General features: G+C 64.1%; 22 protein-coding genes. 7 read left to right on the top strand and 15 right to left on the bottom strand.

The window, feature by feature from the left end; translation table 11 throughout:
- Nucleotides 1-88: 88 nt before the first annotated feature.
- The 11 genes from C7402_RS26665 to C7402_RS47800 all read right to left on the bottom strand — a co-directional run bounded on the left by C7402_RS26665 (nt 89) and on the right by C7402_RS47800 (nt 13,083).
- Nucleotides 89-1,393 (bottom strand): NAD(P)/FAD-dependent oxidoreductase, encoded by a 1,305-nt coding sequence (locus C7402_RS26665; RefSeq protein WP_116612775.1) that lies wholly within the window; start codon nt 1,391-1,393, stop codon nt 89-91.
- Entirely contained in the window at nt 1,393-2,685 is a 1,293-nt protein-coding gene (locus C7402_RS26660) for an NAD(P)/FAD-dependent oxidoreductase (protein WP_116612774.1), read from the bottom strand. Before C7402_RS26660 ends, C7402_RS26665 begins: the two co-directional genes overlap by 1 nt.
- Before the next feature lie 70 nt (nt 2,686-2,755).
- Nucleotides 2,756-4,351, bottom strand: coding sequence for a DUF3138 family protein (locus tag C7402_RS26655; RefSeq protein WP_112170827.1), 1,596 nt, complete (start codon nt 4,349-4,351; stop codon nt 2,756-2,758).
- Nucleotides 4,352-4,446: 95 nt separating this feature from the next.
- Nucleotides 4,447-5,358, bottom strand: coding sequence for an ABC transporter permease subunit (locus C7402_RS26650; protein WP_112170828.1), 912 nt, complete (start codon nt 5,356-5,358; stop codon nt 4,447-4,449).
- Nucleotides 5,355-6,326, bottom strand: coding sequence for an ABC transporter permease subunit (locus C7402_RS26645; protein WP_112170829.1), 972 nt, complete (start codon nt 6,324-6,326; stop codon nt 5,355-5,357). The genes C7402_RS26650 and C7402_RS26645 overlap by 4 nt, the downstream gene beginning before the upstream one ends.
- Nucleotides 6,327-6,338: 12 nt before the next feature.
- On the bottom strand, nt 6,339-7,490 hold the full coding sequence (locus C7402_RS26640; RefSeq protein ID WP_112170830.1) for an ABC transporter ATP-binding protein: 1,152 nt from the start codon (nt 7,488-7,490) through the stop codon (nt 6,339-6,341).
- Nucleotides 7,491-7,752: 262 nt separating this feature from the next.
- Complete coding sequence (locus tag C7402_RS26635) at nt 7,753-8,874, bottom strand: polyamine ABC transporter substrate-binding protein (protein ID WP_116612773.1); 1,122 nt, start codon at nt 8,872-8,874, stop codon at nt 7,753-7,755.
- A 77-nt stretch (nt 8,875-8,951) separates the two neighbouring features.
- The gene (locus C7402_RS26630; protein WP_112170832.1) at nt 8,952-10,385 is read right to left on the bottom strand and encodes an aspartate aminotransferase family protein; all 1,434 of its coding nucleotides are present in this window, start codon (nt 10,383-10,385) and stop codon (nt 8,952-8,954) included.
- A gap of 20 nt (nt 10,386-10,405) precedes the next feature.
- Nucleotides 10,406-11,740 (bottom strand): glutamine synthetase family protein, encoded by a 1,335-nt coding sequence (locus C7402_RS26625; RefSeq protein ID WP_112170833.1) that lies wholly within the window; start codon nt 11,738-11,740, stop codon nt 10,406-10,408.
- Nucleotides 11,741-11,771: 31 nt separating this feature from the next.
- Entirely contained in the window at nt 11,772-12,581 is an 810-nt protein-coding gene (locus tag C7402_RS26620; RefSeq protein ID WP_116612772.1) for a gamma-glutamyl-gamma-aminobutyrate hydrolase family protein, read from the bottom strand.
- A gap of 277 nt (nt 12,582-12,858) precedes the next feature.
- Nucleotides 12,859-13,083: a hypothetical protein gene (locus C7402_RS47800; protein ID WP_112171111.1), complete on the bottom strand. Its 225-nt coding sequence runs from the start codon at nt 13,081-13,083 to the stop codon at nt 12,859-12,861.
- A gap of 443 nt (nt 13,084-13,526) precedes the next feature.
- On the opposite strand from C7402_RS47800, the gene C7402_RS26610 reads away from it, so the two are divergent.
- The 3 genes from C7402_RS26610 (at nt 13,527) to speB (ending at nt 16,716) form a co-directional block, all read left to right on the top strand.
- Nucleotides 13,527-14,078, top strand: a complete 552-nt coding sequence (locus C7402_RS26610) for a cupin domain-containing protein (protein ID WP_112170835.1) — start codon at nt 13,527-13,529, stop codon at nt 14,076-14,078.
- Between the two features lie 93 nt (nt 14,079-14,171).
- Nucleotides 14,172-15,662, top strand: coding sequence for an aldehyde dehydrogenase (locus C7402_RS26605; protein WP_116612771.1), 1,491 nt, complete (start codon nt 14,172-14,174; stop codon nt 15,660-15,662).
- A 91-nt stretch (nt 15,663-15,753) separates the two neighbouring features.
- Nucleotides 15,754-16,716 carry an agmatinase gene (gene speB / locus C7402_RS26600; RefSeq protein ID WP_116612770.1) on the top strand — a complete coding sequence of 321 codons (963 nt, stop codon included), beginning with the start codon at nt 15,754-15,756 and terminating at the stop codon, nt 16,714-16,716.
- Nucleotides 16,717-16,722: 6 nt separating this feature from the next.
- Here speB and C7402_RS26595 read toward each other — a convergent pair whose 3' ends face one another.
- Nucleotides 16,723-17,166, bottom strand: a complete 444-nt coding sequence (locus C7402_RS26595; RefSeq protein WP_112170838.1) for a MarR family winged helix-turn-helix transcriptional regulator — start codon at nt 17,164-17,166, stop codon at nt 16,723-16,725.
- Nucleotides 17,167-17,429: 263 nt separating this feature from the next.
- Here C7402_RS26595 and C7402_RS26590 point away from each other — a divergent pair, with 263 nt between their 5' ends.
- From C7402_RS26590 to C7402_RS26575, 4 genes are all read left to right on the top strand, one after another.
- A complete protein-coding gene (locus C7402_RS26590) occupies nt 17,430-18,917 on the top strand; it encodes an MDR family MFS transporter (RefSeq protein WP_181565535.1) in 1,488 nt (495 codons plus the stop codon).
- 91 nt (nt 18,918-19,008) lie between these two features.
- Entirely contained in the window at nt 19,009-19,950 is a 942-nt protein-coding gene (locus C7402_RS26585) for an AEC family transporter (RefSeq protein WP_116612769.1), read from the top strand.
- A gap of 64 nt (nt 19,951-20,014) precedes the next feature.
- Nucleotides 20,015-20,218, top strand: a complete 204-nt coding sequence (locus tag C7402_RS26580; RefSeq protein ID WP_116612768.1) for a glycine zipper 2TM domain-containing protein — start codon at nt 20,015-20,017, stop codon at nt 20,216-20,218.
- 385 nt (nt 20,219-20,603) lie between these two features.
- Nucleotides 20,604-21,338, top strand: coding sequence for an acetoacetate decarboxylase (locus C7402_RS26575; protein WP_116612767.1), 735 nt, complete (start codon nt 20,604-20,606; stop codon nt 21,336-21,338).
- A gap of 91 nt (nt 21,339-21,429) precedes the next feature.
- Here the strand turns inward: C7402_RS26575 and C7402_RS26570 are convergent, their stop codons facing one another.
- From C7402_RS26570 to C7402_RS26560, 3 genes are all read right to left on the bottom strand, one after another.
- Entirely contained in the window at nt 21,430-22,275 is an 846-nt protein-coding gene (locus C7402_RS26570; RefSeq protein WP_112170843.1) for a carbohydrate ABC transporter permease, read from the bottom strand.
- Complete coding sequence (locus tag C7402_RS26565) at nt 22,272-23,177, bottom strand: carbohydrate ABC transporter permease (RefSeq protein WP_116612766.1); 906 nt, start codon at nt 23,175-23,177, stop codon at nt 22,272-22,274. Before C7402_RS26565 ends, C7402_RS26570 begins: the two co-directional genes overlap by 4 nt.
- Before the next feature lie 174 nt (nt 23,178-23,351).
- Nucleotides 23,352-24,584 carry an ABC transporter substrate-binding protein gene (locus tag C7402_RS26560; protein ID WP_112170845.1) on the bottom strand — a complete coding sequence of 411 codons (1,233 nt, stop codon included), beginning with the start codon at nt 24,582-24,584 and terminating at the stop codon, nt 23,352-23,354.
- Nucleotides 24,585-24,799 lie beyond the last annotated feature (215 nt).

Genomic DNA, 24,799 nt, shown 5'->3' with positions numbered 1-24,799 from the left:
CAAGCAGAAGAGGGGGCGCGCGCCGCGCGAGGGCGGCGGACTTTCGCAAGGGTATAACAGCCAGGCGGAACGTGCAGGACGTGCCGTTTCAGAACATCTCCATCACGCGGTGATAAAGCATGCCGATCTCCAGCGCGGGCCGCCGCCACGCGGGGCCGCCGGGAAAGCGCGCGTGCCGCAGTTGCGCGAACAGGTCGAACGACGCGCGCTCGCCCACGATGGCTTGTGCCACGACCCGCCCCGCGATGCCGGTGAGCGCCACGCCGTGCCCCGAGAAACCTTGCACGTAGTAATAATTCGGATCGATGGCGCCGAAGTCGGGCGCGCGGTTGCGCGTGACATCGACAAAGCCGCCCCAGGCGTATTCCACGCGCGCGTTCGCGATCTGCGGGAACACGTCGCTCATGCGCTTTTGCATGGCCGCCGTGAGTTGCGCGGGCGCGGCGCCCGTCGAATCGGCGCGGCCCCCGAACAGCATGCGGTCGTCGGCCGACACACGGAAGTAGTCGAGAAAGAAGTTGTTGTCGCACACGGCGGAACGTTGCGCGATCAACGAGTCAGCCAGCTCGCGGCCGAGCGGCTCGGTGGCGATGATGTACGAGGCAATCGGCGCGATGCGCGCGGCCACGTCGCCCGGCAACACGCCGCCGGGCGCTGCGTTGCAGCACGACACCACGAACCCGCAGCGCACTTCGCCGCGCGCGGTCTTGACCACGGGCCGCGCGCCGCGCACGACTTCGCGCGCGGGCGTATGCGCGAACAGTTGTGCGCCCTCGCGCCGCGCGGCGGCGGCAAGGCCGAGGCAGTACTTGAGTGGATGCAGATGCCCGGAAACCGGATCGTAGACGCCCGCGAGATAACGTTGCGACGCCACGTGAGCACGCGTGGCGTCGGTGTCGAGCCACTCGAGCCGGTCGTAACCCCAGCGCGTGCGCGCGGCGTCCATCCACGCGCGCAGGTCCGGCACGCGCTTGGGCCGGGTCGCGACGGTAAGATAGCCCGGCGTGAAGTCGCAGTCGATGCCGTAGCGCGCAATGCGCTCGCGCACGAGGTTCACGCCTTCGATGGAAAGCGCCCACGCCGCGCGGATGCCTTGCGCGCCGAGCTGCTTTTCGAGCACTTCGTCCTTCGCGAAGCCCACGAGCGTCTGGCCGCCGTTGCGGCCCGAAGCGCCCCAGCCGGGGCGATGCGCGTCGAGCACCACGACCGAGAGGCCGCGTGCGCGGCACTCCAGCGCGACCGAGAGCCCGGCGAAACCGGCGCCGATCACGCATACGTCGGCGTCGATCGCGCCCACGAGCGCGGGGTCGTCGTCGGTGGGGCGCGTGGCGGTGGCTTCGTAGTACGAGTGGCGGGCGAGCGCGTCCGCCAGGGCGTCGAGGTCGAGTGTCATCAGAGCAGGTCCTTCATTCGATACCACGCCATCGCGAGCACGAGGGCAGGGGTTCGCAGTGTAGCGCCGCCGGGGAAATCGCGGTGACGGATCTTGCCGAACAGGTCGAAGCGCGCGGCCTGGCCGTGGATCGCCTCGGCGATCAGCGTGCCCGCGAGCCCCGTGGTGTTCACGCCATGGCCCGAGAAGCCCTGCGCGAAATACACGGTGGGCGAGAGCCGGCCGAAGTGCGGCGCGCGGTTCATCGTGATGTCCACGTAGCCGCCCCATGCGTAATCGACCTTCACATCGGCGAGTTGCGGAAACGTCATGAGCATGTCGCGGCGCATCGCTTCGCCAAGGTTGGGCGGCGCGAACGTGGAATAGCTCACCTTGCCGCCCCAGAGCAGCCGCGTGTCGGGCGCGGGCCGGAAATAGTCGAGCACGAAGCGGCTGTCGCACACGGCGGCCTGGGCGGGCATCAGGGCATTCATGCGCGCCTTGCCCAGCGGCTCGGTGGCGATCACGTACGTGCCCACGGGCATGATCTTGCGCGCGAGCGCCGGCGCGAGATCGCCCAGATACGTATTGCATGCGAGCACGACGAATTTCGCGCGCACGTTGCCGCGAGCGGTTTCGACGACATACGTGCCACTTTTGTCGCGCAGACGCGTCACGGCGCTGTTCTCGAACACGCGCACGCCCGCCTCCACGGCCGCGCGCGCGAGGCCGAGCGTGTAGTTGAGCGGGTGCAGATGGCCGCTATCGGGGTCGTAGAGGCCGCCTGGATAGCGCGCGGATTGCACGTAACGGCCAACGCCATCGCCGTCGATGTACTGGAAACGGTCGTAGCCAAAGCGCTGCGCCGCTTCATCGCGCCAGCGCTTGAGCGCTTCCACGTCGCGCGCCTTGTTGGCGGCGGTGAAATAACCTTCCGTGAGCGCGCAGTCGATGCCGTGCTGCCTGACGCGGCGCTTCACGATATCGAGCGTTTCGAGGCCCATGTCCCAGATCTGCCGGACTTCGGCTTCCGGCATGAACTGCGCGAACGTGTCGATATCGCACGCGTAACCGCCGATCAGTTGCCCGCCATTGCGACCGCTTGCGGCCCATCCCACTCGCGAGGCTTCCAAGAGCGCGACGCGGTAGCCGCGTTCGGCGAGATTGAGGGCGGCGGAAACGCCCGTGAGGCCCGCGCCCACCACGCAGACATCGGCATCGAACGTGCCTTCCAGCGCGGGGTGCGTTGAACTGTCGTTGGCGGTGGCCGCGTACCAGGACGGGGCGTGAGGCTGACTGGCGAATTTGAGCATAGGGAAAGCGTACAAGGAAAAAACGGGCGACAGCCTGAAACCGCGAAGGCCGCCGCCCGCCACAACGTCGTCAGAACGAGTAGATGAACTGCGCGCCCAGCAAATCGTTGCTCTTGCCGTACGAACCGTCGTCGTGCAGGAACACGCGCTGCGTGGCCCAGTCGTGACGATATTCGACCTTCACGGTGATCTGCTGCGTCGGGTAGAACAGCAGGTCGAGCGCCACGTCCTGGCGCGTCGCGCCCTTGCACTCGAAGCCGAAGCCGCCGCCCGCCTGCGAATTCGCCAGGCAGTCCGCACCAATGCCGAAGCCGTTGTACGGGTCCATGCCGTTCGAGTTCTGGACGATGCCGCCGCCGCCGCCGCCGTTCTTGCTGTTGGCGAGCAGGTCGTAGCGCAGCGTGGCGCCCATGCGGCCCACCACCGGTGCGTTGAACTTGCGGTGCGCGAGCAGCGAGAAACCGTACCACTGGGCGTTGCCGCCGTTGAACGCGGCGCGTTGCTGCTGGCCGTAGTCCACTTCGGCGTTGTACTGGATGTCCGCGAGCGTGTAGGTCGCATCGACTTCGCCGAAGAAGAAGTAGCCGCCCGAGCTCGACGCCTGGCCGCCCACGCCGTACACGGCCTGGCCCGTGGTCGAATCGAATGCGCTCGGCAGCGTCTGGCGGCCGATGTTGAACGAGCCGCCGATATCGAGCGCGCTCGACCACGTGTAGTCGGCGCGCGCCGTGAACGTCGGGATCTTGTTGCTCGTGGTGATCGGGTCGCCCAGCGCGTTCTGGCCCGTCTGCACGACCGCGCCGTTGGTGCGGTACTGCTCGTTGCCGATCATGAACTTGAAGGCCCACTGGCTGCCGTCCGGCGTGTAGTTCCAGCCGATGCCCACATAGCTGCCCGGATCCGAGAAGTCGTAGAGCAGATTGTGCGTGAGCGTGAGCATCTGGTTGGACTGCTGCACCTCGTAGCCCCCGAAGCTCGGCATGAGACCGGCGACGAACGTGCCCGTGGACGTCACCGGCACGGTGATGACCGCGGTATTCAGGATGTTGTTGCCGATCTCGCCATGCTCGTTTTGCAGCAGCGTAATGCCATTGCCGCGATTGGGCATGAGCGTGATTTCGGCCGAAGGCGCCATCGGACCGACACCGAAGGTCTTCTTGATGTCGAGGTAGACGTCGCCGAACGTGCTGTTGAAGTAGTTGTACGAGCCGGTGTGGTTCGCGAACAGGAACGACGAGGTGCCCGGCGCGCGGTTGTAGATATACGTCGGGTCGATGTAGCCGGTGATCGAAAGACCCGCGAGCGGGCCGGTCGTGGCGGCGTCCGTGAGCGAGTCGACCTTGAGCTGCTGGCTCGCGATCTGCTGCTTCATGGCGTCGACTTCGTCGTTGGTCAGGTGCGCCTGTGTCTTGCCGTAGTCGGGCGAGCTGATGTCGACCACCGGCGCCGCCGCGCTCGCCGGGACGACGATCGGCGCCGCCGCCGTCTTCGCCGTGGCCTTCGTGGCACTCTTCGTTTCAGCCAGTTCGCTCTTGAGCGATTTCACCTCTTTTTGCAAGGCGTTCAACTGCGCTTGCAGGGCCTTGATCTGTTCGCTGGTCGAGTCCGCTAGCGCGAGCCCTGGCAGCGCCCCGGCCACCAGCAGACAGATTAACTTCTTCTTCATTGAAATTCTCCTTGTTGGTCGTTATTGCTGGTCATTCAACATGCCGGTAAGGCGCGGCGGGCGGTACGCCGCGCCTGGTTATCTGGCAGTCCTCATCAGGCGGCGCGCCGGCCGATGGGCGAGCCGATCGCTGCGGCGGGCGCGGCCGGCGTGATGGCTTCGGCGGGATCGGGCTGGACGAAGGCGAGCTGCATGTCGCGCATGCGCTTCTTCTCGCGCGCGCTCATCAACTGGTTCACGGCGATCACGCCGAGCGTGACGGCGGTGATGAAGAGTGTGGCAAGCGCATTCATCTCCGGATTCAGGCCGAGGCGCACGCGCGAGAACACGACGAGCGGCAGCGTGGTCGAGCCCGGCCCGGAAAGGAACGCGGAGAGCACGAGATCGTCGATCGAGAGCGTGAACGAGAGCAGCCAGCCCGAGAGCAGCGCCTGGGAAATGAGCGGCAGCGTGATGACGAAGAACACCTTGAGCGGCGTGGCGCCGAGATTGAGCGCGGCCTCTTCGAGCGACTTGTTCATCTCCTTCACGCGCGACTGCACGATGATCGCCACGTACGAGACGCACAGCATGACGTGGCCGATCCAGATGGTCACGATGCCGCGACCCTTGGGCCAGCCGAGCATCTGCTCCAGCGCGACGAAAAGCAGCAGCAGCGAAATGCCCTGGATGACCTCGGGAATCACGAGCGGCGCGTTGATCATGCCCGTGTAGAGCGTGAAGCCGCGAAAGCGCCCGAAGCGCGCGAGCACGAACCCCGCCCACGTGCCGATCACGACCGAGGCGAACGCCGTCATGAGGCCGATCTTGAGCGAGAGCCAGGCAGCGCTCAGCAACTCGTCGTCCTGCAACAGCGCCGCGTACCACTTCAGCGAGAAGCCGGACCAGACTGTGACGAGCTTCGACTCGTTGAACGAGTACACGACGAGGCTGATGATCGGGATATAGAGGAACAGAAACCCGAAAGTGAGAACGCCAGTGGAGAGCGTACGGTTGGGCTTGATCATTTGCCTTCCTCCAGTTCCTTGACCTGGTAGTACTGAAAGACCGCCATCGGCACGAGCAGAAGCAGCACCATCGCCACCGTGACGGCGGAGGCCATCGGCCAGTCCATGTTGTTGAAGAACTCGTCCCACATCACGCGGCCGATCATGAGCGTGTCGGCGCCGCCGAGCAGTTCGGGGATCACGTACTCGCCAACCGCGGGAATGAACACGAGCAGACTGCCCGCGATGATTCCGTTCTTCGCGAGCGGCAGCGTGATGCGCGTGAACGCCACCCAGGGCTTTGCGCCCAGGTCGTAGGCGGCTTCGAGCAGCGTGAGGTCCATCTTCACGAGGTGCGCGTAGAGCGGCATCACCATGAAGGGCAGGTACGAATAGACCATGCCGATATAGACGCCCGCGTCGCTGTGATAGAGGCGCAGCGGCGAATGAATCAGTCCGATGGCGATGAGCGTGTGATTGAGCAGGCCGTCGTCCTTGAGAATGCCGATCCACGCATAGACGCGGATCAGGAACGACGTCCAGAACGGCAACATGACGCCCATCATGAGCAGGTTGCGCGTGGCCGGGTTCGAGCGCGCGATGTAGTAGGCAATGGGAAAGCCGATCAGCAGGCAGAAGAATGTGGACACGGCCGCCATCTTCAGCGAGCTGATATAGGTGGCGATGTAGAGGCTGTCCTGGAGCAAGAACGCGTAGTGGCTCAGTTGCAGCGCGAAGTGCACCATGCCGTCCTTCATCTCGACCAGGTTCGAGTAGGGCGGAATGCCCATCACCTGGTCGGCGAAGCTGATCTTGAGCACGAGCACGAAGGGCAGCGCGAAGAAGAGCGTGAGCCACACGAACGGCACGCCGATCACGGCGGAGCGGCCCGAGGGCACGAAACGCGAGAGCAAACGCACGATTGCCGGGCGGCGCGCATGGCCGCTTGCGGACGTTGCCCCCGACGAAGCGGGAAGAGAGGTACTCATGTTCCGTTCTCCTTACTGCGTGAGCACGACGCCACTGGCGGGCGACCACGAGACATAGACGTCGTCGTTCCAGGCGGGCGCGCCGTCGTTCATGAGGTGCGAGCTGGAGAGGTTCGAGACGACCACCTTGCCGCCGGGCAGGCGCACGTGATAAAGCGAGTAGCTGCCCATGTAGGCGACATCGGTCACGACGCCGCGCGCCCAGTTGTGCGGCGTGCCCGGCCTTTCGCGCGTCACGCGCACGCGTTCGGGGCGCACCGAAATGCCCACGGGCATGCCGAGCGGGCCGGTCACGCCGTGGCTCACATACATGCGCGCTTCGAGGTCCTCGCTTTCCACGTAGATGTGGTCGGGCTCGTCCTCGACGACCTTGCCTTCGAACAGGTTGGTCGAGCCGATGAACTCGGCGGAGAAGCGGCTGTTGGGGAATTCGTAGACTTCGCTCGGCGAGCCGATCTGCACGATACGGCCTTCGCTCATCACGGCGAGCCGGTTGGCCATGGTCATCGCTTCTTCCTGGTCGTGCGTGACCATCACACAGGTGACATCAACTTTCTCGATGATGTTCACGAGTTCGAGCTGCGTTTTCTGGCGGATCTTTTTGTCGAGCGCGGACATGGGCTCGTCGAGCAACAGGAGCTTGGGGCGCTTGACGAGCGAGCGCGCGAGCGCCACGCGCTGCTGCTGGCCGCCGGAAAGCTGGTGCGGTTTGCGCTTGGCATAGCGGCCCATCTGCACGAGGTTCAGCGCGTCGGCCACGCGCTCGCGAATCTCGTTCTTGGGCACGCCTTCCTGCTTGAGGCCGAACGCGACGTTCGACTCCACGCTCATGTGCGGAAAGAGCGCGTACGACTGGAACATCATGTTGACGGGGCGGCGGTACGGGGGCAGCGTCGCGAGGTCTTCGCCGTCGACGAAGATGCGGCCCGACGTGGCCGTTTCGAGGCCTGCGAGCATGCGCAGCAGGGTGGACTTGCCGCAGCCCGAGCTGCCCAGCAGGGCAAAGAGCTCGTTCTTGGCAATGTTCAGGCTTACGTTGTCCACGGCGGTGCTTTCGCCGAACTTCTTGACGACGTTTTCGATACGCACGAACGCGTCGTTCTTTGCCGGGGTCGCGCTCACGCGCACAGCTTCTGGGGCGTTGACTTTGGACGTCGGATTCATGATGTGACCTTGGTTCCTTTCTGGTCGCAGTACGCGGTTTTCAGGCGCGAGCCGGCCCGCACGGGGCGCTGGCGCGACTCGCGAACTTAAGTACTGCGAACGGAGCTCGGTAAAGGCTCGCGCGCGTCGTCAGAAAAGGGGGGCGGCGCTGCGCGGCCGGACTTCGGAATTGCGCACTTCAGGCGGAGAGGGGTCGAGCGATCCCTCTTCCGCGCGTTGTCTCCTTCTGCTCCTTCTTGATTCCTTCAGGGAAATCAGGGTGTCAGTGGCCGGTCTTCAACTGCGCCCACAGACGGTTTTCGAGCCGCAGAATCTCAGCCGGCATCGGCTTCATCAGCGTCATCTTCTTGAGCACGTCTTCCGGCGGGTAGACCGTGGTGTCCTGCGCAACCGCCGGGGTGACGAACTGGCGCGCGGCCTTGTTCGCGGTCGGGTAGAACACTTCGTTGGTGATCTGTGCGTTGACCTTCGGGTCCGAAATGTAGTTGATCCACTTCATCGCGTTCTCGGGGTGCGGGGCGTCCTTCGGCACGACCATCACATCGAACCACAGCAGGCCGCCTTCCTTGACGTTCGAGAACTTGATCTCGTACGAGCGCTTGGCTTCCTCGGCGCGGCGATGCGCGATGCCCACGTCGCCCGACCACGCCACCGCCACGCAAACGTCGTTGTTCACGAGGTCGTTGATATAGCCCGACGAGTTGAACTGGGTGATATACGGGCGGACTTTCTTCAGCACTTCAAAGGCCGCCTGGTAGTCGCCGGGGTTCGTGCTGTTGGGGTCCTTGTGCATGTATTGCAGCGTTGCCGCGAACACGTCCACGGCCTGGTCGAGGAACGAGACGCCGCAGCCCTTGAGTTTCGAAAGGTATTGCGGGTCGAACACGAGCGCCCAGCTGTCCACCGGCGCGCTGGTCCCGAGCGCCTTTTCGACGGCCTGCTTGTTGTAGCCGATGCCGTCGGTGCCGAACGCCCAGGGCACGCCGTACTGGTTGCCCGGATCGGCGTCGGCGATCATGTGCATGAGCACCGGATCGAGATTCGCGAGGTTGGGGATCTTCGACTTGTCGAGCTTCTGGTACACGCCGGCCTGGATCTGCTTGGCCATGTAGTTCGATGTCGGCACAACGATGTCGTAGCCCGAGCTGCCTGCGAGCAGCTTGGCTTGCAGCGTGTCGTCGCTATCGTAGTTGTCGTATTTGACCTTGATGCCCGACTCTTTTTCGAAGTTGGGGATCGTGTCCTTCGCAATGTAGTCGGACCAGTTATAGACGTTCAGATCGCCGTCGGCCGCCCGCGCGGGCGCGCTCGAAGTGGCCGTGAGGCCCGCGCACGCAGCGAGGGCCGCGATCGCGACCGCATGACGAAGATGACTAACACTCATGTTGTTTACCCCTGAAGGTGAAGATCGGCGGGCGGCTTGACACCCCGTTGTGTACCGCCCGCCGTGGACAAGTCGCGTTATGAAAGACCCAGTTGTTGCGCCGTTGCGTCGACGGCCTTCTTCGCCTTCGACACGATTTCGTCGATCTCACCTCGTGTGACGACGAGCGGCGGCGAGAGCAGCATGCGGTCGCCCGTGGCGCGCATAATGAGGTTGCCGTTGAAGCAGAAGTCGCGGCACATCGTGCCCACGTCGCCGCCGTTCGCGAAGCGCTTGCGCGCCTTCGGATCCTCGGCGAGTTGCAGGCCCGCCACGAGACCCGCGCCCGAAATGTCGCCGATGATCGGATGGTTGGCGAACGTTTCGCGCAGGCGCTGCTGGAAGTACGGGCCCGTATCGTTCTTCACGCTCGCGACGATGCCCTCGTCGCGTAGCAGCTTGAGGTTCGCCACCGCCACCGCCGCGGCAACCGGGTGCCCCGAATACGTGAGCCCGTGATTGAACTCGCCGTGCTCGATAAGCGCCTTCGCGATGCGGTCGTGGATGCCCACCGCGCCCATCGGCACGTAGCCGCTCGTGAGGCCCTTGGCCATGGTGATGAGGTCGGGCTCGAAGCCGAAGTGCTGGTGCGCGAACCATTCGCCCGTGCGGCCGAAGCCGCCGATCACTTCGTCGGCGCACAGCAGGATGTCGTACTTGCGGCAAATGCGCTGGATTTCCGGCCAGTACGTCGAAGGCGGGAAGATCACGCCGCCCGCGCCCTGGAACGGCTCGCCGATGAAGGCGGCCACGTTCTCGGCGCCCAGTTCGAGAATCTTCGCTTCGAGCTGTTGGGCGCGCGCGAGGCCGAATTCCTCGGGCGTCATGTTGCCTTGCGCTTCGCCGTAGAAGTACGGCTGGTCGATGTGCACGATGTTCTCGACCTTCGAGGGCATCTGCTCGTGCATGTAGCCCATGCCGCCGAGCGTGCCGCCCGCGATGGTCGAACCGTGATACGCGTTCCTGCGCGAAATGACGACTTTCTTCGAGGGCTTGCCTTGCGTGAGCCAGAACTGATGCACGATGCGCAGCACCGTGTCGTTGCCTTCGGAGCCGCTGTTGCAATAGAAGAAGTGGTTGAACGGCTCGGGCGAAAGTTGCGCGAGCAGCGCCGACAATTCAATGACGGGCGGGTGCGTGGTCTTGAAGAACGTGTTGTAGAAGGGCAGTTCCTGCATTTGCCGGTAGGCGGCGTCGGCCAGTTCCTTGCGGCCGTAGCCCACGTTCACGCACCAGAGTCCGGCCATGCCGTCGATGATCTGGTTGCCTTCCGAGTCCCACAGGTACACGCCTTTCGCCTTCACGATCACGCGGCTGCCCGCCTTGTTGAGCGAGCCCATGTCCGAGAACGGGTGAATGTGGTGCGCGGCGTCCAGCGCGCGGTACTCGCTCGTCGTGCGTGCGGTCTGCGCGCGCAGCGTCGTGGGAACTTCCTGCATCGCGCTCGCGGGGGCGTCGATCCGATAGCTCATTTTCCAATCCTCCTGGTCTGTTACACGTGCAGCAGCAGGTGTTTGCGTTCCCACGAACTGATCACGCGGAAATACGCTTCGTATTCGGTTTCCTTGAGCGCGAGGTAGGCGCGCACGAACTTCTCGCCGAGAATGCCGTTGAGCGGCTCGCACGCGCTCATCAGCGTGAGGCCCTCTTCGAGATTGCGCGGTAGCTGGTACGGCAGCGAATAGCCGTCGCTCACGAGTGGTTCGGTGGGCTTGAGATGCTGCGTCATGCCGAGATAACCGGCCGCGAGCGTCGCGGCGATGGCGAGATACGGGTTCGTGTCCACGCCGGGAATGCGGTTTTCCACGCGGCGCGCGGCAGGCGACGAGTACGGCACGCGGAAGCCCACCGTGCGGTTGTCGTAACCCCAGGCCACGTTGATCGGCGCGGCCATGAAACGCGAAAGACGGCGGTACGAGTTGATGTACGGCGCGAAGATCGGCATGAGCGCGGGCGTGTACTTTTGCAGGCCGGCGATATACGCGTAGAACATGTCGGTGGGCTTGCCGTCCGAACCCGTGAAGAGATTCTGGCCGCTTTCCGCCGAAACGAGGCTCTGGTGCACATGCATGGCCGAGCCCGGTTCGTTCTCCATGGGCTTCGCCATGAACGTGGCGTACATGTGGTGGCGCAGCGCCGCTTCACGCACCGTGCGCTTGAAGAGGAACACGCGGTCGGCGAGGTTGAGCGGGTCGCCATGCATGAAGTTGATCTCCATCTGCGCCGCGCCCACTTCGTGAATCAGCGTATCGACTTCGAGTCCCTGAATATCGCAGTACTCGTAAATGTCTTCGAAGAGCGGGTCGAACTCGTTCACCGCTTCGATCGAATACGCCTGGCGGCCCGTTTCGGGGCGGCCCGTGCGGCCCACGGGCGGCGTGAGCGGAATGTCCGGGTCCTTGTTCATGTCGACGAGATAGAACTCGAGCTCCGGCGCGATCACGGGCTTCCAGCCCTTCGCTTCGTACAGTTCGAGCACACGGCGCAGCACACGGCGCGGTGAAATCTCGACAGGCGTGCCGTCGAAGTGCACGCAGTCGTGAATCACCTGCGCGGTGGGGTCGACGGCCCACGGAATGATGCGAATCGTCGAGGGGTCGGGCATGCACACCATGTCGGGGTCGGTGACGCCCGTGAGGCTGCCGTCTTCGGGATAGTCGCCGGTCACGGTCTGGATCATCACGGCTTGCGGCAAGCGCATGGCCTCGCCCGATTCGAACTTGCTGCGCGGAATGATCTTGCCGCGCGCGATGCCCGCCATGTCGGGGATGATCGCTTCGATTTCGGTGATGTGGTGCTTTTTCAGGAATTCGTCGATTTCATGCATGATCTTTCTCTCTGTTCTGTTTGGGCCGGTGTCAGGCGTGGGCGGTGCGCGGCGCATGCGCCACGTCGTGTCCGGCCCCGCCCGGTATTCGCGCCAGCATGCAGTTGCGGCAGGCTTCGCCAAATGCGCGGAAGATGGCGGTTGAGAGCGCGTCGTCGGCGTGCTTCCACTCGGGGTGCCACTGCACGCCAAGGGCAAAGCTGCGGGCGTTCGCCACACTCACGGCTTCGATGAGGCCGTCGGGTGCGAATGCCTCGGCCACGAGGCCCGCACCCAGCTTCTCGATGCCCTGGCCGTGCAGCGAGTTCACGCGCGCTTCGCGTGCGCCGCCTGCCAGTCGCTGCATCACACCGCCTTCCACGAGCTTCAACGCGTGCGCCGGACCATATTGCGTGTCGAGCGGATCGTCCTTGTTCTCGCGATGGTCGTCATAGCGTGCGACGGCATGCACTTGCTGATGCAGCGTGCCGCCGAATACGACGTTCATTTCCTGGAAGCCGCGGCAGATGGCGAGCACCGGCACGCCCGCCTCGATCGCGGCGCGCATGAGCGGCAATGTGGTGGCGTCGCGTGCGGGGTCGTGCAGCGTGCCGGTTTCGCTCGCTGGGCCGCCATAACGATGCGGCTCGACGTTCGAATAGCTGCCCGTGAAAAGCAGGCCGTCCACGGCTTCGACGATGTCCGCCGCCGCCTGGCGCTCGCCGAGCGCGGGCAGCACGAGCGCAAGCGCGTGCGCACCGTCCACCACGGCGGCAAGGTACTTCTCGCCGGCGACGTGCGAAGCGTGCGGTCCCATCATCGTGCGGTCGGCAGTGACGCCAACTAATGGTCTGGTTCGCATGACTAATGATTCACTTCCTTGCCCGCGCGGTTTGAAACGATGCGACGGGCGTGACATGACCTTGCAGTCTTGCTGGACGCAAAACTGCAACCCTGTGTGCTCCGGGCAGCGACGCTAACGAATGGCGCTGCGCGTGGAGATCATGTAAGCGGTTCGTTTTCTGCCGTTATGCGGCGCGACGGTATTCAGGCGCGCACAGCCACATCGTTCAGGCGCGACGAGACACCTCGCGGACGAACGACGGCGAAGAAAACGAACGGCGCAGGAAGGAGAGGCGCTAGGGCAGAAGCGACGCGACTTCGTCCGTGTGGACGGCAATGAAGGCGCGTGCGGAAACGGAGTTATGACGCCGCACGGAGCGACGCGAAAGGATCGTGAAGACGGACAGGAACAGGCGAGAGGCAAGCCTGCCGCTACTGCCGTCGGCGAGGGCGGCGCAGTCACTGCGAAGACACCTCGCATGACTACGATCCCACCTCACCAGAGGGCCACGGACTCTCACAATAACACTCGACTGGTTACGTTGAAGGATGTCGGGTTCAAGCATTCGAGGTCGTCAATTTCATTGCGGCTTTACACATTGAACGACATCGATGTATCGCTTTCCAGACCCGGCCGACTTGCTATGTTTCTCGCATAAAACGCGCTTTTTGCGTTGCAACGCGACAGAAACGATGCAATCTTCGACCTGTGTTTCAGCATATACGAGCCAAAAAGGGCGTCAATTATTTTTTCAACTTTTTGATGTCAGCACTTTCCCCGAGAGCCTTGTGAAATAGAACGCTCTGCGAAATATCGGCATCTGCTCTTATATTTCGAATAACTTACAGGGGTTTGTACTGACGCAAAATAAAGCAAACTGATTAGAATATTCAACACGTCCACCGCGCCGTGCACGCGCGTCTTCCTAGCCAACGGTTCTTCATCGTGTCCGAGTCTTCCTCTGTGTCGTCCGAAGTCGCCACGCGACTGCGTTATGTTCGCAAACGCTACGGTTTGTCGCAGCGCGAGCTCGCCAAGCGTGCGGGCGTGACCAACGGCGCGATCTCGCTGATCGAGCAAAGTCGTGTCAGTCCCTCGGTCGGCTCGCTCAAGAAGCTGCTCGAATGCATTCCTATGAGCCTTGCCGAATTTTTCACGTTCGACCTGCGCGAAGGCTCGGACGTCGTGTCGCGGCGCGGCGAAATGCCGAATCTCGGCAATGAGTCCATCGAGTTCTATCTGGCCGGCGCCAACATCAAAGACCGCAACATGGGCATCATGCGCGAGGTCTATCAGCCGCTTGCCGATACGGGCCCGGAAATGCTGACGCATGCGGGGCACGAGGGCGGCGTGGTGGTCGCGGGGCAGCTTGAGCTGACCGTGGACGGCACGACGTGGCTGCTCGACCCCGGCGACAGTTACTACTTCGAAAGCCGTTTTCCGCACCGGTTTCGCAATCCCAGCGCGAACGAAGTCTGCGAAGTGGTGTCGGCGAACTCGCCGCCCACCTTCTGACCCTCCGGGTCGCGCGTACCCGGTTCGCCTTTTGCCACATGCTTTGCTGCAATGCGGCAGGCAAGGCGAATCGCAAATCATTGAGGCATCCTGATGGAAAAGAAAACTCTCGCTTATTGGCAGGACAAGGCCGCGACGCTCTCGATCGAAGGCCGCGCATTCATCGACGGCGCGTATCGCAACGCCTATTCCGGCCGCACGTTCGACTGCGTGAGCCCCATTGACGGGCGCGTGCTGGCAAGCGTGGCCGACTGCGGCGCGGCGGATGTCGACGCCGCTGTGGGCGCGGCGCGCCGCGCGTTCGAAAAAGGCGTGTGGGCGGGGCTGAATCCGCGCGGACGCAAGGCGATCCTGTTGCGCTGGGCCGCGCTCATGCGCGAGCACCTGGAAGAACTCGCGCTGCTCGAAACGCTCGACGCGGGCAAGCCCATTGGCGACACCACGAGCGTGGACGTGCCGGGTGCCGCTTACTGCGTGGAATGGTATGCGGAAGCCATCGACAAGGTGGGCGGCGAAGTCGTGCCCGCCGACCCGCATCTCGTGGGCCTCGTCACGCGCGAACCCATTGGCGTGGTGGCCGCCGTCGTGCCGTGGAATTTCCCGATCCTGATGGCCGCGTGGAAATTCGGCCCGGCGCTCGCCGCGGGCAACAGCGTCGTGCTCAAGCCTTCGGAAAAGTCGCCGCTCACCGCCATTCGCGTGGCGCAACTCGCGCACGAAGCCGGCATTCCAGCGGGCGTGTTCAACGTGTTGCCGGGCGGCGGCGAGCCTGGCAAACTGCTCGGCCTGCATCGCGACGTGGACTGCATTGCCTTCACGGGTTCGACCAACGTGGGCAAGCAGATCATGCAGTACGCGGGCCAGTCGAATCTCAAGCGCGTGTGGCTCGAACTCGGCGGCAAGTCGCCCAACATCGTGCTGCCCGATTGTCCGGATCTGGACCGCGCGGCGAACGCGGCGGCGGGCGCGATCTTCTACAACATGGGCGAGATGTGCACGGCGGGTTCGCGCCTGCTCGTGCATCGTGACATCAAGGACGAGTTCCTCGCGAAACTCGTGGAAGCCGCGAAGGCATATAAGCCTGGGAATCCTCTCGATCCGAAAGTGTCGATGGGTGCCATCGTCGACAAGATCCAGCTGGAGCGCGTGCTGAGCTATATCGAAGCGGGCCGCAAGGACTCGAAGCTCTTGACCGGCGGCGAGCGCGTGAACGTGGAGAGCGGCGGCTTCTACGTGGAGCCCACGGTGTTCGACACGCACCATGACGCGAAGATCGCGCGCGAGGAAATCTTCGGGCCGGTGCTCTCGGTCATCACCTTCAGCACGATCGACGAGGCCGTGCGCATTGCCAACGACAGCGACTACGGGCTTGCAGCGGCCGTATGGACCGCGAATCTCACGCACGCGCACGAGATCGCGCGCCGCCTGCGCGCGGGCACCGTGTGGGTGAACTGCTACGACGAAGGCGGCGACATGAATTTCCCGTTCGGCGGCTTCAAGGAGTCGGGCAACGGTCGCGACAAGTCGTTGCACGCACTCGAAAAGTATACGGAGCTCAAGTCCACGCTCGTGCGTCTGCGCTGAGGCAGCGTTCGGCACACGCGGCGGCGTGCCCCTCGGGGCCGCCGCCGCGCTTTTCTGCACGGCTTCACGCAATGCTTACCGGGGTTCCTGCATGACTGACACGCTTCATGGCGACGGCGCGTTCCGCCGCCCCTCGCTTCACGGCTCGTCGATCGAAAACACCTATGCGGGCGCGCTGTCGTTCATGCGCCGCAACTACACGCGTGAACTGAACGGCGTGGACGTCGCGATTTCAGGCGTGCCGCTCGATCTCGCCACGACGTTTCGCTCCGGCGCGCGCCTCGGTCCCTCGGCCGTCCGCGCGGCGAGCGTGCAGCTTGCCGAACTGCATCCCTACCCGTGGGGCTTCGATCCGTTCGAGACGCTCGCTGTGACCGACTATGGCGACTGCTGGTTCGACGCGCACAATCCGTTGACGATCAAGCCCGCGATCGTCGACCATGCGCGCACGATCCTGCGCTCGAACGCGAAGATGCTGACCTTCGGCGGCGATCATTTCATCACGTACCCGCTGCTCATCGCTCACGCGGAAAAATATGGGCGGCCGCTCTCGCTGATCCACTTCGACGCGCATTGCGACACCTGGCCCGACGACGCGCCCGAGAGCCTCAATCATGGCACGATGTTCTACAAGGCCGTGAAAGAAGGGCTGATCGATCCGGATACCTCGGTGCAGGTCGGCATCCGCACGTGGAACGACGACTTCCTCGGCATGCATGTTCTCGACGCCGCATGGGTGCACGAGCACGGCCCGCGCGCGGCGCGTGAGCGCATTCTGTCGATCGTGGACGAGCGGCCCGCGTACCTCACGTTCGACATCGACTGTCTGGACCCGGCCTTCGCACCCGGAACGGGCACGCCGGTGGCGGGCGGCCTTTCGTCGGCGCAGGCGCTGGCCATCGTGCGGGGGCTCGAAGCGGTGAACCTGATTGGCGCGGACGTCGTGGAAGTGGCGCCCGCCTACGACCAGAGCGAGATCACGGCGCTCGCGGCCGCGCACCTCGCGTGCGACTTGCTGTGCCTGTGGCGGCAACGCAAAGCCGCCGGCAAGTAAGCTTCTCTAACGCTCCACGAGCGCACCGAGATTGGTGCGCACGCGCTGGAGCATGGCGCTGAACTGCTCCGCCTCTTCGGGCGTGAAGCCGGCCAGGGCTTCCGCCTGCACCTCGTCGCCCACGCGCCGCGCGCCCGAGAGCACGCCTTCGGCCCTGGGCGTGAGGCTCACCTGCAATTCACGGCGATCTTCCGGGTTGGGCGTGCGCACGACCCAGCCCCCTTCTTCCATGCGCTCCAGCAGCCGCCCGGCGGAAATCGGGGCGACTTCGAGCAGTTCGGCGAGGCGCGCCTGGTTCATGTCGCCGTAGTGCGCGAGGTAGGCGATCATGCGGCACTGCGCGCGCGTGAGTTCGAGCGACGACTTCGCCAGCTCGTCGTAGCGTTTGCCGAAAAGACGGCCCACGTCGACAACCAGGAAGCCAAAGCGCTTTTCGAGGTCGGTAGTCATCGCGCGATTATACGAGGGAGCGTCCCGCCGCGAATGCGCGGGCGCACGTCTTGACGCCCGCAGCGGCACGGCAACAACACCGCATCGATACCGATTGCGTCCAAAGGCGCGAGTCGTATAATAAGCAGGCTTATTATTTCCACGCGCTCCGCCCCCAATCCCGACAACCGCACGACCATTGCACGATGACCGCAGTCATGCAGGACGGCGCCGCCGCGCAGCATCGGGCGGAGCCACGCAAGGAAGCTCCGCTCAACCGCGGCATGATCACGCTCTCGATCATGCTCGCCACACTGATGCAGACGCTGGACAGCACGATCGCCAACGTCGCGCTGCCGCACATGCAGGGCGCGTTGTCGGCCTCGCAGGACGAGATCACGTGGGTGCTCACCTCGTATATCGTTGCGGCCGCAATCGCTACGCCGCTCACGGGCTGGCTGGCCGACCGCTATGGCGTGAAGCGCTTGCTCGGCGTGGCCATTGGGGGATTCACGGTGGCTTCGGCGCTGTGCGGGCTTTCGGAAACGCTCGGCGAAATCGTCGCCTCGCGGCTGCTCCAGGGCGTGTTCGGCGCTTCGCTCGTGCCGCTTTCGCAGTCCATTCTTCTCGACATCAACCCGCGCGAGCGCCAGGGGCAGGCCATGGCGGTCTGGGGCATGGGCGTGATGGTCGGGCCCGTGCTCGGGCCCACGCTCGGCGGCTGGCTCACCGACAGCTACAACTGGCGCTGGGTGTTCTTCATCAACGTGCCCGTGGGCTTGTTCGCGTTCTTCGGCGTTTCGACGTTTCTGCCCGCGCGCGAGCCGCTGCGCCAGCAGCGCTTCGACATGTTCGGATTTGCAAGCCTCGCGCTTGCCATCGGCGCGTTGCAGGCCCTGCTCGACCGCGGCGAGCAGCTCGACTGGTTCGGCTCGCTCGAAATCCGCGTGGAAGCCATCATGGCGGCCATCGCTTTCGCATTTTTTATCGCGCACACCGCGACTTCCGGGCCCGGCACGTTCTTTCGCTATCAGTTGCTCAAGGACCGCAACTTCGCAACGGGCACCTTCTTCATCTTCGTGATCGGCGCCGTGCTCTACGCCACGCGCGCGCTGCTGCCGCCCATGCTGCAAAACCTCATGGGCTATCCCGTCGCCACCACGGGGCTCGTGACCGCGCCGAGCGGCGCGGGCACCATGGTCGCCATGCTCATAGCGGGGCGCATGTTGAAGCACGTGGACGCGCGCGCCATGCTGCTGTTCGGCTTCGTGGTCTCCGCGTACGCGCTGTGGCAGATGATGCAGTACACGCTCGTGCTGTCGACTTCGGATATCGTGTGGCCGGGCGTGGTGCAGGGCTTTGGTCTCGGCTTCGTGTTCGTGCCGCTTTCCGCGCTCACTTTCTCGACGCTTACACCGCAATTGCGCGCGGACGGCACGGCCACTTATAGCCTGATGCGCAATATCGGCAGCAGTATCGGCATTTCGATCGTGCAGACCTTCGTCACGCGCGGCACGCAGATCGCGCACTCGGACCTCGCCGCGAACATCACGCCTTTCAACCCTGCGATCCAGCCGATGCTCGAAAGCGGATCGCGGTACGATCTTGCCGTGCTCAACCAGTCGATCACGCAGCAGGCGCAGATGATCGCGTATCTGAACGACTTCAAGATGATGTTCGTGGCCACGCTGCTCGTGATTCCGCTGCTCCTCGTGATCCGGCCCAGTTCGAGCGCCGCTTCCGTCGATACGAGCCACGCGGCGATGGATTAGGGCCTGCTAGCGGGAACCGGCCCGAAGCCTTCGCCTTTCGTTTCACTCCTGGCGCGCGGCAGGTCCGCGCGCTTTGCATTCACGAACCTCGATGCTCTCCGCCGTTTCCATCCTCCTGCCCGTTTTCGGCCTCATCTTCGCGGGCTTCGCGTGCCGCCGCACGAACGTGCTCGGTCCCGCCGCCGCTTCCGAACTCAACCGCTTCGTCGTCTGGCTCGCGCTGCCCGCGTTGCTATTCGATATCCTTGCGCACGCAACGTGGCACGAGCTATATCAGCCGGGCTTTCTTGCGGCGTTCGGCCTGGCGGGTCTCGTCGTATTCATCGCCGTGGTGGGCGCGCGCGTGTTTCTCGGCCGTCCGCTCGCGGACGCGAGCATCGACGGCCTCGCCGCTGCGTATCCGAATACGGGCTACGTGGGCTTTCCGCTGTGCATGATCGCGTTCGGGCCGGCCAGCCTCACGCCCACGACCATCGCGACGATACTCGTGGTCTGCGTGCTGTTCGCCATCGCCATCGTGCTGATCGAAACGGGCTTGCAGAGCGAGCGGCGGCCGCACCGCCTCGCCATCAAGGTGGTGCGCTCGCTCCTGCGCAATCCGCTGCTGGTCGCGCCCGCGCTGGGTGCGATCGTCTCGGCGGCGCACGTCACGCTGCCCGCGAGCGCGGAAACGTTCCTCAAGCTGCTGGGCGGCGCGGCCAGCCCGTGCGCGCTCGTGAGCCTCGGTCTTTTCCTCGCCGAGCGCCGCGCGAGTTCGGACGCGCCGCGCGAATCTTCGTGGTGGCTCACGCTTTCGAAGCTCGTTGCGCAGCCCGCGCTCACCTGGTGGCTGGCCGATCGCGTGTTCGCGTTGCCGCCCCAACTCGTGGAAATCGCGGTGCTGCTCGCGGCGCTGCCCACGGGCACGGGGCCGTTCATGCTCGCCGAGTATTACCGGCGTGAAGCGCACGTCACGTCGCGCACCATCCTGCACTCCACGCTCGGGTCGCTTGTCACGCTCACGCTGATCCTGCTGCACCTGCATCACGGTTGAGCGACGGGCGCGGCACGATGCTTGCTGCGTAGAACGCCACCACCATCGATCAGGAGATACGGCGATGAACTGGCTTCGACGCATCGGCGCGGCACGCGCTTCTCTCGTCGTCACCGTCATCCTCACCGCACTGGGCGCGAGCGCCTGCACGCTGGGCGGCGCCGCGGCCGGCGGCTATGTCGGCAACCGGGCGACCAACGGCAGCGCGGTCGGCACCGTGGGCGGCGCAGTGGCGGGCGGGGTGATCGGGCACGAACTGGGCAAATAAGCTGACGTTTGCGTAGCAATGGCCCCTGCAATTGCAAGCGTACGCAAAGGCGTTTGTAATGCTTCGCCCGCGCGATTCGCTGCGCGGCGCCTGATGCCGGGCGACTTTCGACCAGGTCTTTAACCGTCCTCAAATCGTCACTGATTGACGACAGACTGTCGGATGGTCGGTTCCTATACTCGCGAGCGGGTTCCCGCCGCAATTTCAGCGGGCGCAACACCCTCACGCCCGGCGCTTTCCTTCGTATGAGTGATACAACTGGTATCTGGCCGGTGCGTGTCGCCGTGGGTGCGCCGGTCTGTTCATCGGAACCGGCTGCCGGCAGTCAACGTCGAGTATCGCGTTTGAACGCAGTCGCTCGTTCGCACCTATCGTGAGACCGCTCATGCAAAACATCCCGTCCAAAGCTTTCGCGATGCCGTTCACGAACCCCGCCTTTCCGCCGGGTCCGTACAAGTTCGTCAATCGCGAGTTCCTCATCATCACCTATCGCACCGACATGGACCGCTTGCGCAAGGTCGTGCCGGCGCCGCTCGAAGTGGTCGAGCCGCTCGTGAGCTACGAGTTCATCCGCATGCCGGACTCAACGGGCTTCGGCGACTACACGGAAAGCGGCCAGGTGATTCCGGTGATGTATGACGGCAAGCCGGGCAGCTACACGCATTCGATGTATCTCGACGACCATCCGCCGATCGCCGGCGGCCGCGAGCTTTGGGGATTCCCCAAGAAGCTGGCGACGCCCACGCTCGCTCCGCACTCCGACACCCTGGTCGGCACGCTCGATTACGGCCCGGTGCGCATTGCGATCGGCACGATGGGCTACAAGCATCGCGAGCTCGATCTGGCGGAACAGGGCGCACGCCTCGCGGGGCCGAACTATCTGCTCAAGATCGTGCCGCATGTGGACGGCTCGGCGCGCGTGTGCGAACTCGTGCGCTATCACTTGCAGGACATCCGCATGAAGGGCGCCTGGACGGGCCCGGCCGCGCTGCATCTCGTGCCTCACGCGCTCGCGCCCGTCGCCGACCTGCCGGTGCTGGAGATCGTCGAGGCGCGGCACCTGATCGCGGACCTCACGCTGGGTCTCGGTGAAGTGGTGCACGACTATCTTGCGCGCTGATTTGCGCGATCACTCCGCCATTTAGCGTCGCCATCAAACAAACGACGGGCTTGCGCCCGTCGTTTTCGTTTCGATTCGCAGCGGAGCGTTTTTACTTGACCGCGCCAAGCGCCAGCCCTTTCACCATATAGCGCTGAAGCCAGGCGAACACCACCGAAACCGGCAGCGTGGCCGCGAGCGTCGCCGCCATCACGAGTTGCCATTCCACGGTGTACTTGCCGGCCACCATGTCGGTCACCTGCACCGTGAGCGTCTTGTTCTCGGGCGAACGGATCAGTGTGTAGACCACGGCGAACTCGTTCCACGCGCTGATGAACGTGAAGATCGCCGTCACCACCACGGCCGGCACCGCGAGCGGCAGGAACACGCGGAACACGGCACCCGTGCGGCTGCATCCTTCCAGCCATGCGGACTCTTCGAGATCGCGCGGCACGGTCTGGAAATACGACGAGAGCATCCACACGGCAAACGCGATATTGAACGCCGCGTACGAGACGATCACGCCGATCTTCGAATCGACGAGATTGCCGTCGCCATACGGAATCATCGCGGCGAGGCGGAACAGGCCCACCACCAGCAGGATGGGGGAGAGCATCTGCGTGACGAGCAGGAACTGGCGGTAGAGCCCGCGCCCGCGAAACCGGAAGCGTGCGAGCGCATAGGCGGCGGGCAGGCTCACCGCGAGCGCGAGCGCCGTGGAAAGACAGCTCACCACGATGCTGTTGCGCAGCGCGACGCCGAAGTTCGCGGCCTGCCACATGTCGGCATAGTTCTGCCAGCGCCATTGCATGGGCAGCCAGCGCGCCGGATAAACGAATACTTCCGAAGCGGGCTTGAACGAGGTGAAGAACATCACCGCGAACGGAAACAGCACGGCCACGACCAGCGGCGAGAGCGCAAGCCAGCACCAGAACGAGCGTTTGAGCTTGCGGTTCATGCGAGGTCTCCTTCGGCGTCGCCACGCCTGGCCTGCAAGCGCAGATAAACCACCGAGAACGCGAACAGGATCACGAGCATGATGAGCGAGACGGCGGCCGCTTCGCCTGGTCGTCCTAACCGGAAGCCGAGTTCGTAGAGGTAGGTCACGAGAATATGCGTGCTGTCGTCGGGGCCGCCTTGCGTCATCACCCAGATGATCGGGAACGAGTTGAACACGTAGATCACGTTCAGCAGGATCGCCATGTTGATGAACGGCTTGAGCAGCGGCAGCGTGAGCTGGCGGAACTGCTGCCAGGCGCTCGCGCCGTCGATGCGCGCGGCTTCGTAGATGTCGCCCGGCACCGAGGAAAGGCCGCCGAGCAGGATCGTGGTGGTAAACGGTATCGAAACCAGGATGCCCACGCAGATCTCGACAGGAAACGCATACTCGGGCGTGGCGAGCCAGTGGATCGGCCCGCTCGTGAGACCGAGGCGTTGCAGCGTGACGTTGACCATGCCGTAGTCGTCGTTGAACGCCCAGCGCCACACCACGGCGGTCATGGTGAGCGAGACGGACCACGGCAGCATGACGATCGTGCGCGCAATGCCGCGGCCGTAAAAGTCCTGGTTGAGCACGAGCGCGACGGGCACGGAAATCAGCACGGTGCCCACCACGACAAAAAATGTCCAGATCAGCGTGTTCTTCAGGGCGCTCATGAACACCCGGTCGTCGAACACGTTATAGAAGTTTTGCAGGCCGGTGAAGTCGCGAATCTGCCCGAAGCGCGAGACATCGTGCAGCGACTGGTACACGATGTTGAAGATCGGATAGCTGATGATGAAGAGCGCGAGCACGAGACTCGGCACGATCAGGAGCCAGGGTGCGCGGGGCGCGGCAACGGCGCGGGGTAGTCGGCTCATGCGGGTTCGTGCGCGTGTTCGGTCGGGGGCTTCGCTCGCAGCCGCAGCGGCGGGCGAGGGCTTCAGGGGACCCGTAGTCATGTCGAATCGTCAGGGCTTCGAAACGTCGGTTCTCAGGCGTTGCGGCGCGCGCCGGGAACTGCGGGCGCGCGCCGGGTTTGCCGTCAGGAAGGCTTACTTGCCGAGCGACTTGTTCGCTTCGGTGGCTGCCTGGTTCAGCGCGTCAGCTGGCTTGGCCTTGCCGAGGTAGATCGACTGCATCGCGTTGGTCACGGCCTTCGCGGTGTCTTCCCAGCCCGTCACGGTCGGCGCGAATTTCGCGTGCGGCAGCAGCGCGATGAACGCCTTCGTGTCCGGGTCCTGGAACACCGGGTCGGTTGCCTCGGCCTTCGTGGTCGGCAGGAAACCTTCCGTGCTCGTGAACTGCACGCGCGGCTCCTTCGTGAACAGGTAGTCCAGGAACTTCCAGGCGCTCTTCTTCACCTTCGAGTTCTTGAACATCATGATCGAGTCGGTCACGGCATAGGTTGCGGGCGTCGTGGCGACCGGGATCGGGTCGATGCCGTACTTGATGTTCGGGGCTTCCTTCTTGAGCTGCTTGGCGAGGAACGGCGCCGAGATCATCATCGCCACGCGGCCCTGCTTGAAGAGGTTCTGCACGTCTTCGCGGCTGTAGCCCGTCACGCCCGGCTGCGTGAGACCTTCGTCGATCATGGTCTTGTAGAGCGTGGCGGCCTTCACGCCGGCGGGCGAGTTGAACGCCGCCTTGCCGTCCTTGCCCACCACTTCGCCGCCGTGGGTCCACAGCGCGTAGTAGTAGTACACGTCGGTTTCGATTTCCTTGCCTTGCAGACCGAAGCCCGCAATGCCCTTCGCCTTGAGCTTCTTCGAGGCGTCGATCACGTCGTTCCAGGTCTTCGGGCCGTCCGGATAACCCACCGAAGCGAGCATGTCCTTGTTGTAGTAGAGCGCGCGGGCCGAAGCGGCGATCGGCAGGCCGTAGGTCTTGCCGTTGATCTGACCCGGAGCGAGGAAGGGGCCGATGAAGCGGCCCTTGAAATTCGCGTCCATGTACGGGTCGAGCGGCTCGGCAATGTCGTCCTTCACGAAGTCGAGCAGCCAGCGTGTGCCGATGATCGCCAGGTCGGCGTTGGCGCCGCCGGAGATGTCCGTTTGCAGCTTCTGCTGCAACGAGTCCCAGTTCACGTCTTCGATCTTGATCGTGATGCCGGGGTTGGCGGCCTCGAACTGCTTGGCCATTTTCTCGAAGTACGGGGCGGTGGCGTCGCTGTAGTGCGCGACGGTCACGCGGACCGTATCGGCGTGCGCCGCGGCGGTGATGCCCGCGAACGCGAGCGCGACGGTGAGCTTGCCGAGCATGCTGGTTGCACGTGCCTGAAACGACATTCTGTCTCTCCTTGGTGGTTTTTCCTGCCTTGTACTTGCCGTGGCCGCCGCCGCCGCCGTTTTCCCGGCCGCTGGGTTGCGTTGTTTGAAAAAATCCTACAGGATGAAAAAAGCGTTGTCACCTGGTAATCTCGATATTGTTTCGACCGTCGAAGTTTGCATAACATGCTGTAAAACAGGGGAAATTCATGCGATGCAGCAGCGCCGTGCAGTCG

It is taken from the genome of Paraburkholderia unamae (assembly GCF_003096875.1).
GTDB lineage: Bacteria > Pseudomonadota > Gammaproteobacteria > Burkholderiales > Burkholderiaceae > Paraburkholderia > Paraburkholderia unamae.
Note: the sequence above shows the minus strand (reverse complement) of the source record. Positions and strands in the feature narration are given on the sequence as shown.

Bases quoted from the DNA above. Each gene is read 5' to 3' on its own strand.
- C7402_RS26665 (WP_116612775.1), bottom strand. From the start codon at position 1,393: ATGACACTCGACCTCGACGCCCTGGCGGACGCGCTCGCCCGCCACTCG.
- C7402_RS26660 (WP_116612774.1), bottom strand. From the start codon at position 2,685: ATGCTCAAATTCGCCAGTCAGCCTCACGCCCCGTCCTGGTACGCGGCC.
- C7402_RS26655 (WP_112170827.1), bottom strand. From the start codon at position 4,351: ATGAAGAAGAAGTTAATCTGTCTGCTGGTGGCCGGGGCGCTGCCAGGG.
- C7402_RS26650 (WP_112170828.1), bottom strand. From the start codon at position 5,358: ATGATCAAGCCCAACCGTACGCTCTCCACTGGCGTTCTCACTTTCGGG.
- C7402_RS26645 (WP_112170829.1), bottom strand. From the start codon at position 6,326: ATGAGTACCTCTCTTCCCGCTTCGTCGGGGGCAACGTCCGCAAGCGGC.
- C7402_RS26640 (WP_112170830.1), bottom strand. From the start codon at position 7,490: ATGAATCCGACGTCCAAAGTCAACGCCCCAGAAGCTGTGCGCGTGAGC.
- C7402_RS26635 (WP_116612773.1), bottom strand. From the start codon at position 8,874: ATGAGTGTTAGTCATCTTCGTCATGCGGTCGCGATCGCGGCCCTCGCT.
- C7402_RS26630 (WP_112170832.1), bottom strand. From the start codon at position 10,385: ATGAGCTATCGGATCGACGCCCCCGCGAGCGCGATGCAGGAAGTTCCC.
- C7402_RS26625 (WP_112170833.1), bottom strand. From the start codon at position 11,740: ATGCATGAAATCGACGAATTCCTGAAAAAGCACCACATCACCGAAATC.
- C7402_RS26620 (WP_116612772.1), bottom strand. From the start codon at position 12,581: ATGCGAACCAGACCATTAGTTGGCGTCACTGCCGACCGCACGATGATG.
- C7402_RS26605 (WP_116612771.1), top strand. From the start codon at position 14,172: ATGGAAAAGAAAACTCTCGCTTATTGGCAGGACAAGGCCGCGACGCTC.
- speB (WP_116612770.1), top strand. From the start codon at position 15,754: ATGACTGACACGCTTCATGGCGACGGCGCGTTCCGCCGCCCCTCGCTT.
- C7402_RS26595 (WP_112170838.1), bottom strand. From the start codon at position 17,166: ATGACTACCGACCTCGAAAAGCGCTTTGGCTTCCTGGTTGTCGACGTG.
- C7402_RS26590 (WP_181565535.1), top strand. From the start codon at position 17,430: ATGATCACGCTCTCGATCATGCTCGCCACACTGATGCAGACGCTGGAC.
- C7402_RS26585 (WP_116612769.1), top strand. From the start codon at position 19,009: ATGCTCTCCGCCGTTTCCATCCTCCTGCCCGTTTTCGGCCTCATCTTC.
- C7402_RS26580 (WP_116612768.1), top strand. From the start codon at position 20,015: ATGAACTGGCTTCGACGCATCGGCGCGGCACGCGCTTCTCTCGTCGTC.
- C7402_RS26575 (WP_116612767.1), top strand. From the start codon at position 20,604: ATGCAAAACATCCCGTCCAAAGCTTTCGCGATGCCGTTCACGAACCCC.
- C7402_RS26570 (WP_112170843.1), bottom strand. From the start codon at position 22,275: ATGAACCGCAAGCTCAAACGCTCGTTCTGGTGCTGGCTTGCGCTCTCG.
- C7402_RS26565 (WP_116612766.1), bottom strand. From the start codon at position 23,177: ATGAGCCGACTACCCCGCGCCGTTGCCGCGCCCCGCGCACCCTGGCTC.
- C7402_RS26560 (WP_112170845.1), bottom strand. From the start codon at position 24,584: ATGTCGTTTCAGGCACGTGCAACCAGCATGCTCGGCAAGCTCACCGTC.